Genomic DNA, 13734 nt, shown 5'->3' with positions numbered 1-13734 from the left:
GCGGGTAGTTCATCTCACACGCTTTCTGAGCCCTCGCGGGTGCCGGTTCGCCGGTTCGCGGTGGGCGTTGACGGAAGCGGACGATCACAACCACAGTCACGGGAAGTCTCGCACCATGCCCGATACGCAGCTCACACTCGAGCAGTTGCTCGCCGCCGGTGTCCACTTCGGACACCAGACCCGCCGTTGGAATCCCAAGATGCGCCGGTTCATCTTTGCCGAGCGCAACGGGATCCACATCATCGATCTTCAAAAGACGATGCGGCAACTCGAACTGGCGCAGAAGCTCACGCGCGAGGTCGTGCTCCGCGGGGAGAACGTCCTGTTCGTGTGCACCAAGCCGCAACTCGCCGGCCTCGTCAAGGAAGCCGCCGAACGCTGTGGCGCCATGTTCATCACCGAGCGATGGCTGGGCGGCCTGCTCACCAACTTCCAGACCGTCAAGAAGCAGCTTCGCCGCATGAAGGAACTGGAAGACGGCTCGGAGTCGGGCGGGGAGTTCGAGAACTACACCAAGAAAGAGCAGCTCATGATGGCGCGTGAGCGCGACAAGCTCACCAAGTACCTGGGTGGCATCCGCACGATGACCCGGCTGCCGGGCCTGCTGTTCGTGATCGACTCCAAGAAGGAGCGGATCGCGGTGAGCGAGGCCAACAAGCTCAAGCTGCCGATCATCGCCGTGGTCGACACCAACGCCGATCCGGATCTCATCACGGTCCCGATCGCCGGCAACGACGACGCGATCCGCTCGGTGGAACTGATCGCGAACGCCATCGCCGCCACGATCGGCGAGGCGCGCCGCGAGGCGCCGACGCGCGACGAGGCCCAGGAGGGCGAGAGCTACACGTACAGTTCCGACCGCGGGGCCGAGCCCGCCGAGGGCGAGGCCGAACGCAAGCGCCGCCGCCGTCCGCGGCGTCGCCGTGCCAAGCCCGAAGCCATCGCCGCCCGGCTCAAGACCACCGGCGAGGGCGGCGACGCCGAACCGGCCGCGGAGAGCGACGACTCGACGGCGGCGTCGGAATAGCTCCCGATCGGCGGCCCCCGGCCGCGCGGTTGCGGCGCCTGCCGCAGTACCTTCGACAGACGCCGCCGGCTTCCGCTGGCGGCGTTTCCACGACTCAGACCGTTAGGACGGAAGCAGACATGGCAACGATCACCGCAAAAGACGTCCAGGAACTGCGCCAGCGCACCGGCGCGGGGATGATGGACTGCAAGAAGGCCCTGGAAGAGACGTCGGGGGACATCAACCTGGCGGTCGAGAACCTCCGCAAACGTGGCGTCGCCAAGGCCGAGAAACGCTCCGGCCGCACGACCAGCGAAGGGATCATCGGCCACTACCTTCACCACAACGGCAAGCTGGCCACGCTCGTCGAGCTGAACTGCGAGACGGACTTCGTGGCGCGCACCGACGACTTCAAGGACCTCGCCCGCTCGCTCGCCGAGCACATCGCCGCGGCCGCTCCGCTGGCCGTGGACAAGGACGGCATCCCGCCCGAGACGATCGCGTCGGAGCGCCGCATCGCCGAAGAACAGACGCGTGCGTCGGGCAAGCCCGAGGCCATGATCCAGAAGATCGTCGACGGCAAGATCGAAGCGTTCTACAAGGACGCGACGCTGCTCGCTCAGCCCTGGGTGCGCGAGCCGAAGAAGACGATCGGCGACCTCGTCAAGGAAGTTTCCGCGAAGACGGGCGAGAACATCCAGGTCCGCCGCTTCGTGCGCTTCCAACTCGGCGAGGTCTGAACGCCATGGCCGAACTCCGCTATCCGCGCGTCCTGATCAAGCTCTCGGGCGAGGCCCTTGCCGGAAAGGCGGGGTTCGGCTTTGACTTCGAGACCATCGACCGGCTGGCCGATGAGGTGGTCGCGGTCATCGGGCTCGGGACGACGGTCGGCATGGTGATCGGCGGCGGGAACTTCGTGCGCGGCACCATCCTCTCCAAGATGGGAATGGACCGCGTCACGGCCGACTACATGGGGATGTTGGGCACCGTGATCAACGCCCTCGCCGTGCAGGACGTGCTCGAGCGCAAGGGCATGGCCACCCGGGTCATGACCGCCATCCGGATGGAGGAGCTCGCGGAGCCGTACATCCGGCGGCGCGCCCTGCGCCACTTCGAGAAGGGGCGCAGCGTGATCTTTGCCGCGGGCACCGGGAATCCCTATTTTTCCACCGATACGGCTGCCGTCCTCCGCGCCATCCAGATCAAGGCCGACGTGATCATCAAGGCGACGAACGTGGACGGCGTGTATTCGGCCGATCCCAAGACCGATCCCCACGCCACGCTGTATGAGGAGATCAGCTACCGGGACGTGATGATCGAGGAGCTGAAGGTGATGGACCAGACGGCGGTCACGCTCTGCAAGGAGAATCGGCTGCCGCTCATCGTTCTCAACATTCATCGACCTGGCGCGATCGCGCGTGCCGTGCGCGGGGAGCGCGAGGGGACACTCGTTCAATGAGCACCATCCAGGACCTCCAGAAGGAATGCCGCGCCGCGATGGACAAGGCGATGGACGGCACGAAGAAGGAATTCTCCAGCGTCCGCTCGGGCAAGGCGTCGCCGAACATGCTCGACACGGTGCGCGTGGAGATGTATGGGTCGCTGCTGATGATGAACCAGGTGGCCACGGTGTCGTCGCCCGAACCGCGGCTGCTCATCGTGACGCCGTTCGACAAGAGCCAGGCCAAGGTGATCGAGAAGGCGATCCGCGATTCGGGCATGGGGCTCGAGCCGTCGAACCAGGGCGCCATCATCCGCGTGCCGCTGCCCCAGATGAACGAGGAGCGCCGGCGTGAGCTGGTGAAGATCGTGCACAAGTTCGCCGAGGACGGCCGCATCGCCGTGCGCCACGCCCGCAGTCACGCCCGGGAGGGGTTCAAGAAGCTGTCGGGTGTGTCGGAGGACGAGGTGAAGCACGCCGAGAAGGATGTCCAGAAGCTTCATGACGACTACATCCACCACATTGACGAGCTGATCAAGGCGAAGGAAGCCGAGATCATGGAAGTCTGACGAGAGGGACGGGGCGGTGCCGGACCTGACGAGCGACGAGCTGCTGGGTCGCATCCGGCTGCACGGCCGGATTCCGCGACACGTGGCTGTCATCATGGACGGCAACGGCCGCTGGGCGCGCGAGCGCGTCATGCCGCGCACGTTCGGGCACCGGGCCGGCATGCAGTCGGTGCGCGACGTGGTCGAGGGTGCGATCGAGGTGGGCGTCGGCGCGCTGTCATTATTCGCGTTCTCAAAAGAGAACTGGCAGCGCCCCAAGCCCGAAGTATCGGCGCTCATGTCGCTGCTCGAGGAGTACATCCAGCGCGAGGCCGACGCGCTTCACGACAACGGGGTGCGCGTGCGCGTGTTCGGAGAGACGGACCGCCTCACGCGCGCCGCCGCCGACGCCGTCCGCCGCGTCACGGTCCAGACGGCCGCCAATTCGCGGCTCGATCTCAACCTGTTCATCTCCTACGGCGCGCGTGCCGAATTGGTGCGCGCCGCCCGCGCGCTGGCCGAGGACGTGGCCGCCGGCCGCCTGTCCCCCGCCGACGTGACCGAAGACGCGTTCGCCGGCCGGCTCTACACCGCCGGCATGCCGGACCCCGACCTCCTCATCCGAACGTCCGGCGAACTGCGCATCTCCAACTTCATGCTCTGGCAGCTGGCCTACACCGAGCTGTACGTCTCGCCGGTCAAGTGGCCCGACTTCCGACGCGGACAGTTCTACGAGGCCATCGTGGCATTCCAGGCCCGCGACCGCCGGTTCGGCAAGGTCGGCGTATGATGGGAGAGTTCGCCCGCCGGTTCCTGTTCGCCATCGTCGCCGCGCCGATCGTCCTCGGCATCCTGCTGTGGGGCGGCGCGCCCTTGGCGGCGCTGCTCGCCGTTGCGGCCGCCATCGGTGCCTGGGAGTTCTTCCGCCTCGCCCGCTGCGCCGGCAACCAGCCGCTCGACGACATCGGCATCGGCATCGCCGGCCTCACGCCGCTCGCCGTGCACGCCCGCTATCTCGGCCTCTACGCCACGCGCCCCGTGGATGTGGTCGTGGTGGTGCTCATCGTGTGTACCCTGATCCTCTGGATGCGCGGCTCGAACGGCCAGCCGATGGCGTCGCTCGGCATCACGCTCCTGGGCGCGCTGTACACGGGGGGCACGCTCTCCTTCGCGTACGCCCTGCGCTACCACCCGTACGCCATGGGTGGACGCGAGGTCGAAGTGGGCGGCGTGTCCGTGCTGATCGCCGCCGGCGGGGTCCTCGTCGCCCTCCCGGTGCTCGCCACCTGGGCCACCGACATCGGGGCCTACGCCTTCGGCCGCGCCTTCGGACGGCGCAAGCTCATGCCGTCGGTGAGCCCGGGCAAGACCGTGGCCGGCGCGGTGGGTGGCGTGGCGGCGAGCGTGGTCGTGACGTGGGCGCTCACCTGGTACGTCCTGCGCCCGGTGGCCCAGCTCGGCCTGACGCCGCTGGGCATCGTGACGTTCGGCGTGCTCGCCAGCGTGGCGGCGCAGGTGGGGGATCTGTTCGAATCGTTGCTCAAGCGCGAGGCCCGGGTCAAGGACAGCTCGAGTCTGATCCCCGGCCACGGCGGGCTGCTCGATCGCGTCGACAGCCTGATCTTCGTGCTGCCCGTGGCGTACCTGTTGCTCGGCCTGCTGCTCGTTCCCGCGCCCGCATGACGCATCGCGGGGTGGCCATTCTCGGGTCGACCGGCTCGATCGGGACGACCGCGCTTCGCGTGCTCGCGCGCCAGGGCGACCGGTTCCGCGTGTCCGCGCTCACGGCATACCGCAATGCGGCGCTGCTCGAGCAGCAGGCGGCGGAATTCGAACCCACATTCGTCGGGCTCGTGGAGCACGGCGCCGGCTCGGATCCGCGCTGGCAACGGGGACCGTCGTGCCTGACGCAAGCGGCGGTGCGGGACGACGTGGACATCGTGCTCAACGCCGTCGTCGGATCCATCGGACTCGACGCCACGCTCGCCGCGCTGGAATGCGGCAAGCGCGTGGCGCTGGCCAACAAGGAGTCGCTCGTCATGGGCGGACACCTGGTGGCCGCCGCCGCGCAGCGGGGTGGTGGCGAGATCGTGCCGGTGGACAGCGAACACAGCGCCGTGCTCCAGTGCATCGCGGGGCGCCCGGGCATCGAGGTGCGCCGCATCATTCTCACCGCGTCCGGCGGGCCGTTCCGGGAGTGGTCGCGGGACAGGCTGGGCGCGGCCACCGTGGCCGACGCACTGCGGCACCCCACGTGGAGCATGGGGCGCAAGATCACGGTCGATTCGGCGACCCTCGCCAACAAAGCGCTGGAGGTCATCGAGGCCCACCACCTGTTCGGGCTTCCGTATGACCGCATCGATGTGGTCGTGCATCCGCAGAGCATCGTGCACTCGTTCGTCGAATTCGTGGATGGGAGCGTGCTCGCGCAACTCGGCGTGCCCACGATGGAGCTGCCGGTGCTGTACGCGCTCACGCACCCCGATCGCGTGACGGATCGCGGGGTTCCGCCCTTCGATCCCGTGGGCAACTCGCCACTCACCTTCGAATCCGTGCGCCTGGACGACTTCCCGGCGCTCGCCCTGGGCGTGGCGGCGGGCCGTGCCGGGGGCGCCGCGCCAGCGGTGTACAATGCGGCGAACGAGCAAGCCGTTGCCATCTTTCTGGATGGGGGCATCCCGTTTCCCGAGATCTCCGCCGCGATCGGCGGCGCGCTCGACGCGTTCGGCGCGCTGCCGGGCGACACCCGCAATGCGCTGGAGGCGGCCGATGCCGCAGCGCGCCACTTCGTGAGAGCTCGATTCGGATGCTAGCGCTCCTTGCCCCGATTCTCGTGTTCGGCGTCGTGATCTTCGTGCACGAGTTCGGGCACTTCGTGGCCGCAAAGGCCATGGGGGTGTACGCGCCCCGCTTCTCGATCGGCTTCGGCCCGGCGCTGTGGAAGAAGCGGCGCGGCGAGACCGAATACGTGCTCGCCCTGTTGCCCCTCGGCGGCTACGTCCGCATGGCCTCGCGGCACGACGAGACGGCCGCCTTCCTCGAAGGTGGGAGCGAGGAGCGGAGCGGGTTGCGCGAGGGCGACCCGGACTACGACCCCGAGGCGATGGTGCCCTTCGGACCTCGACCGGTGCCGGAGAACCGGTGGTTCGAGTCCAAACCGCTTCCCGCGCGCGTGCTCATCCTTCTGGCCGGCGTCACGATGAACGCGCTCCTCGCCCTCGTCGTCTCCATCGGCCTGTCGGTGCATTTCGGGCGCACGGTGGTCGCCACCCGAGTGGTGGGGGCGGTGCACGCGATCACGGCGGCACCGGCGCTTGCCGGTCTGCACGCCGGCGATACGCTGTTCGCCGTCAACGGCGACACCGTGCGCGACTGGTCGGATGTGTTGGGCGGCCTCGCGTCCAGCCGCACGCAGGTGGTCTTCACGACGCAGCATGGCAACGTGATCGTGCCGCTGAGCGACTCGGTCACGCCGTCCGACGTGGCCCAGGCCGTGGAGTACCGCGTGCCGCCGGTGGCGGATTCCGTGGTGCCCGACGGGGCCGCGGCGGCGGGCGGGCTGCAACGGGGGGACAGCATCGTTGCCGTCGATGGCCAGCAGATGCCGGGCTTTGCCGAGCTGGTGGATCGGGTGAGCGCGGCGGCCGATTCGCCGCTGGTGTTCCGCGTGCGGCGCGGTGACCGGACGCTGGATCTGCACATCACACCGCGGCCCACTCCGGTGACCGATCCGGTGACCGGCAAGGTCGACACCCTCGGCCGCATCGGCGTGGCCCAGCGCGACGAGGTGCAGCGCGAGCGGCTCACGGTGAGCGAAGCGGTGATCAACGGTGCCCGCTTGACCTGGATGATGGGCGGGGCAGTGGTGGGCACCGTCCACGATCTGATCGTGCGGAAGGTGTCGGTGACCGAGCTGGGCGGGCCGATCGCCATCACGCGGGCCTCGGTGCAGGCGGCGCGGAGCGGGATGGAGACCCTGTTCTATCTCATCGCCCTGTTGAGCATCAACGTGGCCGTGCTGAACCTGATCCCGATCCCGATTCTCGACGGCGGCCAGATCGTCATCAACGTGATCGAGAGCGCCAAGGGGAGCCCGTTCAGCGCTCGTACCCGGGAGTACATCCTGCGCTTCGGACTCCTGGCCATCGGGCTGCTGTTCGCCATCGTGATGTGGAATGATATGAGGGCGTGGTTGGGGCGGTTCTTCTAGAGGGCGGGCGGAGGCGAGGCGCAGGGGTGCGGCCCCGGCGCACCCTTTACAGCGCTCAGAAGTTCCGTTAACTTCATTTGCTGCAAATAATTCGGTTCAATCGTCACATCCGCCATTGGGGCGGGGATCATCACGTCATGTCCTTTCTGAAGTCGCCCGAGATCGCGAAGTACAAGGCCCACGAGACCGACACCGGCTCGACCAAGGTGCAGGTGGCTGTGCTCACCGAGCGCATCAACTACCTGACCGAGCATTTCCGCACGCATCAGAAAGACCATCACAGCCGGCAAGGCCTGCTGAAGATGGTCGGCCAGCGCAAGCGGCTGATGAATTATCTGCGGCGGACCGATGTCGAGAGCTATCGGCAGCTCGTGCAGGATCTCGGCCTACGCTACTAAGATTGGCGTGATGAGCACGCGCGCGGTGCGCCACACAGTGGCCCGCGCGCTTTTTGTATTCCACGAGGCTACAAAGCAATGATGCAACGCATCGAGAAAACCTTCGCCGGCCGCAAGCTCGTCATCGAGACGGGGCGGATGGCGAAGCAGGCGTCCGGCTCGGCCGTCGTCCAGTTCGGCGACACGATGGTGATCGCCGCGTGCACGGTGAGCGACAAGGAAACCACGCTCCCCTTCTTCCCGCTGCTCGTCGAGTATCGCGAGAAGACCTACGCCGCCGGCAAGATCCCCGGCGGATTCATCAAGCGCGAAGGGCGCCCCCACGACCACGAAATCCTGGCCGCACGGGTCATCGACCGCTCCATCCGCCCGCTCTTTCCGGAAGGGTTCAAGAACGAGGTCCAGGTCTTCATCTACGTCGTGTCGGCCGACCAGGAGAACGACGCTGACGTGTTGGCACTCGTCGCCGCGTCGTTTGCCATCAACGCATCGCGCATCCCGTTCATGGGACCCATCGCCGGCGTTCGCGTGGGCCGCGTGCAGGAAAAGTGGGTACTCAATCCCACCTTCCAGCAGCTCGAGTACAGCGATCTGGACCTGGTCGTCGCCGGCTCATCCGACTCGATCGTCATGGTCGAGGGCGGCGCATTGCAGGTGTCGGAAGACGACGTCGTCGAGGCGCTGCAGGTGGCGCACGGCGGCATCCAGGAACTGATCGCGACGCAGGAAGAATTGCTCGCCAAGATCGACCGGCCGGCCAAGATGGCCTGGAAAAAGGCGGAGCTTCCCGAGGGCCTCGAAGCCCGCGTCAAGAAGATCGCCGAGCCCAAGGTCGCCGAGGCGATCAACCAGAAGGACAAACACACCCGCGTACAGGCCGTCGAACGCGTGAAGGATGAGGTCGCCGAGCAGTTGAAGGAGGAGTATCCCGACAACGGCGGCGACGTGAAAGCGGTGCTCGGCGACGTCGAGTACGACTCCCTCCGCTCGCAGGTGCTCGACACCAAGCTGCGCGTCGATGGCCGCAAGGCCACCGAGGTGCGGCCGATCACGATCGACACGCCGGTGCTGCCGCGGGCCCACGGCTCTGCGCTGTTCACCCGCGGTCAGACGCAGGCCCTGGTGAGCGTCACGCTCGGCACGGCCAACGACGTACAGCGGCTGGACTCGATCGACGAACCGTCGGAATCGACCAAGTCGTTCATGCTGCACTACAACTTCCCGCCGTTCTCGACCGGTGAAGTGCGGCCCATGCGCGGCACGTCGCGCCGCGAGATCGGCCACGGCAACCTGGCCGAGCGCGCACTGCAGGCCATGCTTCCCCCGTTCGAAGAGTTCCCGTACACGATTCGCGTCGTGTCGGATGTGCTAGAGTCCAACGGGTCGTCGTCCATGGCGTCGATCTGCGGCGGCTCGCTGGCCCTGTTCGACGCCGGCGTGCCGATGGGCGCCGCCGTGGCCGGCGTGGCGATGGGGTTGATCAAGGAAGGCAAGAAATACGCGATCCTCACCGACATCCTCGGCACCGAGGACCACCTCGGCGACATGGACTTCAAGGTGGCCGGCACCGCGCAGGGCATCACGTCCATCCAGATGGACATCAAGATCGAAGGGCTCGACCTCTCGATCATGAAGGAAGCCCTGGCCCAGGCGCGCGAAGGCCGCCTGCACATCCTTGGCGAAATGGAGAAGGCGCTTGCGACACCGCGCGCCGACCTGTCGCCGTATGCCCCGCGCATCGTCACGATGATGATCAATCCCGAGAAGATCGGCGATCTCATCGGGCCCAAAGGCAAGACCATCCGCGGCATCCAGGACGAGACCGGCGCCGAACTCACGGTGGACGATTCCGGGCTGGTCACCATCGCCGCCGTCGGCGGCGAGGCCATGGAGCGGGCGCGCCAGATGGTTCAGGCGGTCACCGCCGAGCCGGTGGTGGGCGAGGTGTACGAAGGCCCCGTCAAGTCGACGACGGCGTTCGGTGCCTTCATCGAAATCATGCCCGGCACCGAGGGTCTGCTCCACATCTCCGAGATGCGCCACGGCCGCACCGAGAAGACCGAAGACGTGGTCAAGAAGGGTGACCGCGTGAAGGTCAAGCTCATCGAGCGTGACGAACGCGGTCGCCTCCGCCTGTCGATGAAGGCGCTCCAGCCCAAGCCCGAAGGCACGCCGGACGAAGCGCCGGCCGTCGAAGGCAACGGCGCCGAGCCGCGCGCGGAGCGCGAGGATCGTGGAGAACGCCGCGGCGGGCGCCACGGCGACCGTTCCCGCAGGTCGTGAGCGGGCCGGCGCGGCGCGCCGAATCCGGGTTCCGAAGCACCGTTCTCTCGAATGGCCTGACCGTACTCTCGGAGCATATGCCCGGAGTGCGGTCGGTCTCGTTCGGGGCCTGGATCCGGTCGGCCTCGGTGCACGAGCGCGTGGAGGAGATGGGGCTGTCGCACCTGCTCGAGCACATGGTGTTCAAGGGCACGTCGCGGCGGTCGGCCGCCGAGATCGCGCTGTCGCTCGAAGCGGTGGGCGGAGCGCTCGACGCCTATACGTCGCGTGAACACACGGTGTACCAGGCGCGGGTGCTCGACGCGCACCTCGATCTGGCAGCCGACGTGATCGGCGACATGGTCTTCCACCCGGCGCTCCGCGAGGAGGACCTGGCGCTCGAGCGCCGCGTGATCCTCGAAGAGATCGCGATGGTGGACGACACCCCCGATGATCTCGTGTTCGAGTTGCACAACGAAGCCCTGTGGGGGCGACACCCGCTGGGCTACTCCATCCTCGGCACCCGAGAGACCGTGGCGCGCCTCGGCACGGCCGATCTGCGCGCTCTGCACGAACGGGCGTACCACCCCGAACACATCGTCGTGGCGGCGGCCGGCAACGTGGAGCACGAACAGTTGCTGGAGGTCCTCGAGCGCACGGGGTGGACCGGCCGCCCAGCCGGCGGGACCCCGCGGCCGACCGCTCCCCCGGTGGACCTCGTGCCGCCCACGTCGCGCCACGTGGCACGCGAGGGGGCCCAGACGCACATCGTGGTGGGCACGCGAGCCGTCCGCCACGGGGATCCCCGCCGCCACGCGCTCGTGCTGGTGAGCATGCTGATGGGCGGGGGCATGAGTTCGCGCCTCTTCCAGCGGGTGCGCGAGGAACTGGGACTGGCCTACGCGGTGTACACCTTCCAGTCGCTCCACGAGCACGCGGGGGCGCACGGCGTGTACGTGGGCACGGCGCCCGAGAGCGCCGAGCGCGCTCACGAGGCGATCATCGTCGAGCTGGAGCGGGTCGCCAGAGAGGGGCTGTCCAGCGAGGACCTGGCCATGGGGAAGGAGCAGCTCAAGGGACAGCTCGTGCTGTCGCTGGAGAGCCCCGGAGCGCGGATGTACCGGGCCGCGTCGGTGGCGCTCTACGACGAGCCGTATCGGACGCTGGACGAGCTGCTGACCCAGGTGGACGCCGTGGACGAGGCGACGGTGCGGCAGGTGGCCGCCGAGTTCTTCGCGCCCGCGGTCCAGACGGTGTTGTCGCTCGGGCCCGAGACCACCGACTGAGGCGGGTCTCGCCGGGGAACGCCCGGGCGGGGGCCCGGCGCGCACCGCCCCCGATGCACCCGGGTCGCGGTCGCCTTAAGTTTCCCTGCGACCTTCAGCCGGATTCCGCATAGGGGCGCGACCGGCCGGTCAGACAATCTTGCAACCATTCGAGCCATGAAAGTTGGCGTTCCGAAGGAAATCAAGACGAACGAGAACCGCATCGCGCTCGTTCCCGCAGGGGCTGAAGCGCTTGTGGGCGCCGGCCACGAAGTGTTGATCGAGGCTGGGGCCGGCGAAGGCAGCGGCTTTGGCGATGAGATGTACACGGCGGTGGGGGCCAGGATCGCTGCTGATGCCGCCACGGTGTGGCGCGACAGCGAGATGATCATGAAGGTGAAGGAGCCGATCGAGCGTGAGTGGAAGCACATGCGGCGGGGGCAACTCATCTTCACGTACTTCCATTTCGCAGCCGACGAGAAGCTCACCAAGGCACACCTGGACAGCGGCGCGGTGTGCGTGGCCTACGAGACCGTCGAACTCCCGAACCGGGAACTGCCCCTGCTGACGCCCATGTCGGAGGTGGCGGGGCGGATGGCCGTGCAGGAAGGCGCCAAGTATCTGGAGAAGCTCTACGGCGGACGCGGCGTCCTCCTGGGCGGCGTGCCGGGTGTGGCGCCGGCAAAGGTGGTGGTGCTCGGCGGCGGCGTGGTGGGGACGAACGCTGCCAAGATGGCCGCCGGCATGGGGGCCAAGGTCATCATCCTCGATCTGTCGCTGGAGCGGCTGCGTTACCTGAGCGACGTGATGCCGGCCAACGTGCAGCTCATCCACTCCAACCGGCACAACATCCTCGAGGCCATCGAAACGGCGGACCTCGTCGTGGGCGGGGTGCTCATTGCGGGGGCCAAGGCGCCCAAGCTCGTCCGGCGCGAGGATCTCAAGCGGATGCGTCCCGGCTCGGTGATCGTGGACGTGGCCATCGACCAGGGTGGTTGCGTGGAGACCATTCACGCCACGACGCACGAGAATCCGACGTACGTGGTGGACGGTGTGATCCATTACGGCGTGGCCAACATGCCCGGCGGGGTGCCGCGGACGTCCACGCTGGCGCTCACCAACGCGACGCTTCCCTACGCCTTGCAGCTGGCGAACAAAGGCTGGAAACGGGCGCTCAAGGAGAATCAGGCGCTGCTCAAGGGGCTGAACGCCGCCGACGGACAGGTGACGTACAAGGCGGTGGCCGATGCGTTCGGGTTGCCGTACGTGCCGGCGGAGAAGTTCGTGGGGTAAACGGGTGGAGTGAAGACTGCGGGCCCCAGACTTCCGGACCGCGGAGTCCAGCGGCCGAGGTCGGATCGCCGCGGACTCTGGCAACGGGGGTCCGGGTCCGCCGTCCGCCATGGTCTCGGTCTCTTCGACCTTCCGCAGTGGCGTAGGTTAAAGCCAGTCAATATCTTGGTGGCGTAGCGTTGCCGCGACACCTTCACCTTCCACCGCCGCTGGCAGCCCTTGGTGCACCGTCCTTCTTTCCCCCGACTCGGGTCCGAATAACCGGTTGATGCGCTGGCCTTTCTTCAGAGCGGGATCGCTGTTTCCCGCCAACGCGATCGGTGTCGATCTTGGCACGGCGAATACCCTTATCTACGTGAAGGGCGAAGGGATCGTGCTCAACGAACCGTCGGTGGTGGCGATGGACCGCGAGACGAAGAAGATCAAGGGCGTGGGATTGGAGGCCAAGCGCATGCTCGGCCGCACGCCCGACGGCGTGATCGCCGTGCGGCCGATGAAGGACGGCGTGATTGCCGACTTCGACGTCACCGAAAAGATGCTCCGCTACTTCCTGACGCTGATCATCGAGAATCACGTATTCAAGGTGAAGCCGCGGGTGATCGTGTGCGTGCCGTCGGGTATTACGGAAGTAGAAAAGCGCGCGGTGCGCGATTCGGCCATGGGGGCGGGCGCCAAGGAGGTGTTCATGGTGGCCGAGCCGATGGCGGCGGCGATCGGGGTGGGGCTCCCGGTGGAGACGCCCACCGGCAACATGGTGATCGACATCGGTGGGGGCACGACGGAGATCGCCGTGATCGCGCTGTCGGGCATCGTGAGCGACACGTCGATCCGCACGGGGGGCGACGAACTGGATATCGCCATCGTGCAGTTCCTGCGCAAGAATTACAACCTGCTGATCGGCGAGCCCACGGCCGAGCAGGTGAAGATCCAGATCGGCTCGGCCGCGCCGGTGGGTGACGAGCGCGAGATGGATGTGAAGGGGCGCGACCTGGTTTCGGGCATTCCCAAGACGGTCCGCGTGCACTCGAGCGAGATTCGCGAGGCCATCCAGGAGCCGGTGCAGCAGATCGTCGACGCCGTGCGGCGGGCGCTCGAGATCACGCCGCCGGAGTTGGCCAGCGACATCGTCGATCGCGGCATCGTGATGACGGGCGGGGGCGCGTTGATCCGCGGACTCGACCTACTCCTCAGCCAGGAAACGAGCCTGCCCATTCACGTGGACGAGGACCCGCTCACCTGCGTCGTGCGCGGTACGGGGCGGATTCTCGACGACGAGGAGAAGTACTGGTCGGTCCTGAGTAGCTGAGGGCG

At 67.4% G+C, this 13734-nt stretch carries 13 protein-coding genes; all 13 read left to right on the top strand.

The window, feature by feature from the left end; genetic code table 11:
* Positions 1-115: 115 nt before the first annotated feature.
* The 13 genes from rpsB (at position 116) to VNF92_11565 (ending at position 13729) form a co-directional block, all read left to right on the top strand.
* Entirely contained in the window at positions 116-1027 is a 912-nt protein-coding gene (rpsB, locus tag VNF92_11625; protein ID HVA58526.1) for a 30S ribosomal protein S2, read from the top strand.
* 119 nt (positions 1028-1146) lie between these two features.
* The gene (gene tsf / locus VNF92_11620; protein ID HVA58525.1) at positions 1147-1746 is read left to right on the top strand and encodes a translation elongation factor Ts; all 600 of its coding nucleotides are present in this window, start codon (positions 1147-1149) and stop codon (positions 1744-1746) included.
* A gap of 5 nt (positions 1747-1751) precedes the next feature.
* Complete coding sequence (pyrH, locus tag VNF92_11615; GenBank protein ID HVA58524.1) at positions 1752-2465, top strand: UMP kinase; 714 nt, start codon at positions 1752-1754, stop codon at positions 2463-2465.
* The gene (frr, locus tag VNF92_11610; GenBank protein HVA58523.1) at positions 2462-3016 is read left to right on the top strand and encodes a ribosome recycling factor; all 555 of its coding nucleotides are present in this window, start codon (positions 2462-2464) and stop codon (positions 3014-3016) included. Before pyrH ends, frr begins: the two co-directional genes overlap by 4 nt.
* Before the next feature lie 16 nt (positions 3017-3032).
* Positions 3033-3785 carry an isoprenyl transferase gene (locus VNF92_11605; protein ID HVA58522.1) on the top strand — a complete coding sequence of 251 codons (753 nt, stop codon included), beginning with the start codon at positions 3033-3035 and terminating at the stop codon, positions 3783-3785.
* Positions 3782-4678, top strand: coding sequence for a phosphatidate cytidylyltransferase (locus VNF92_11600; GenBank protein ID HVA58521.1), 897 nt, complete (start codon positions 3782-3784; stop codon positions 4676-4678). Before VNF92_11605 ends, VNF92_11600 begins: the two co-directional genes overlap by 4 nt.
* On the top strand, positions 4675-5808 hold the full coding sequence (dxr, locus tag VNF92_11595; protein HVA58520.1) for a 1-deoxy-D-xylulose-5-phosphate reductoisomerase: 1134 nt from the start codon (positions 4675-4677) through the stop codon (positions 5806-5808). The genes VNF92_11600 and dxr overlap by 4 nt, the downstream gene beginning before the upstream one ends.
* Positions 5802-7205 carry an RIP metalloprotease RseP gene (gene rseP, locus VNF92_11590; protein ID HVA58519.1) on the top strand — a complete coding sequence of 468 codons (1404 nt, stop codon included), beginning with the start codon at positions 5802-5804 and terminating at the stop codon, positions 7203-7205. Before dxr ends, rseP begins: the two co-directional genes overlap by 7 nt.
* Positions 7206-7342: 137 nt before the next feature.
* Positions 7343-7603, top strand: coding sequence for a 30S ribosomal protein S15 (gene rpsO / locus VNF92_11585; protein HVA58518.1), 261 nt, complete (start codon positions 7343-7345; stop codon positions 7601-7603).
* 78 nt (positions 7604-7681) lie between these two features.
* Positions 7682-9886: a polyribonucleotide nucleotidyltransferase gene (locus VNF92_11580; GenBank protein ID HVA58517.1), complete on the top strand. Its 2205-nt coding sequence runs from the start codon at positions 7682-7684 to the stop codon at positions 9884-9886.
* Entirely contained in the window at positions 9883-11151 is a 1269-nt protein-coding gene (locus VNF92_11575) for a pitrilysin family protein (protein HVA58516.1), read from the top strand. Before VNF92_11580 ends, VNF92_11575 begins: the two co-directional genes overlap by 4 nt.
* 156 nt (positions 11152-11307) lie before the next feature.
* A complete protein-coding gene (gene ald / locus VNF92_11570; protein ID HVA58515.1) occupies positions 11308-12423 on the top strand; it encodes an alanine dehydrogenase in 1116 nt (371 codons plus the stop codon).
* Between the two features lie 268 nt (positions 12424-12691).
* On the top strand, positions 12692-13729 hold the full coding sequence (locus tag VNF92_11565; protein ID HVA58514.1) for a rod shape-determining protein: 1038 nt from the start codon (positions 12692-12694) through the stop codon (positions 13727-13729).
* Positions 13730-13734 lie beyond the last annotated feature (5 nt).

This window comes from Gemmatimonadaceae bacterium (assembly GCA_035533015.1).
In the GTDB taxonomy this organism is placed as follows: Bacteria; Gemmatimonadota; Gemmatimonadetes; order Gemmatimonadales; family Gemmatimonadaceae; genus JAGWRI01.
The sequence above is the reverse complement of the archived record's forward strand: the minus strand, read 5'-3'. Positions and strand labels throughout refer to the sequence as shown.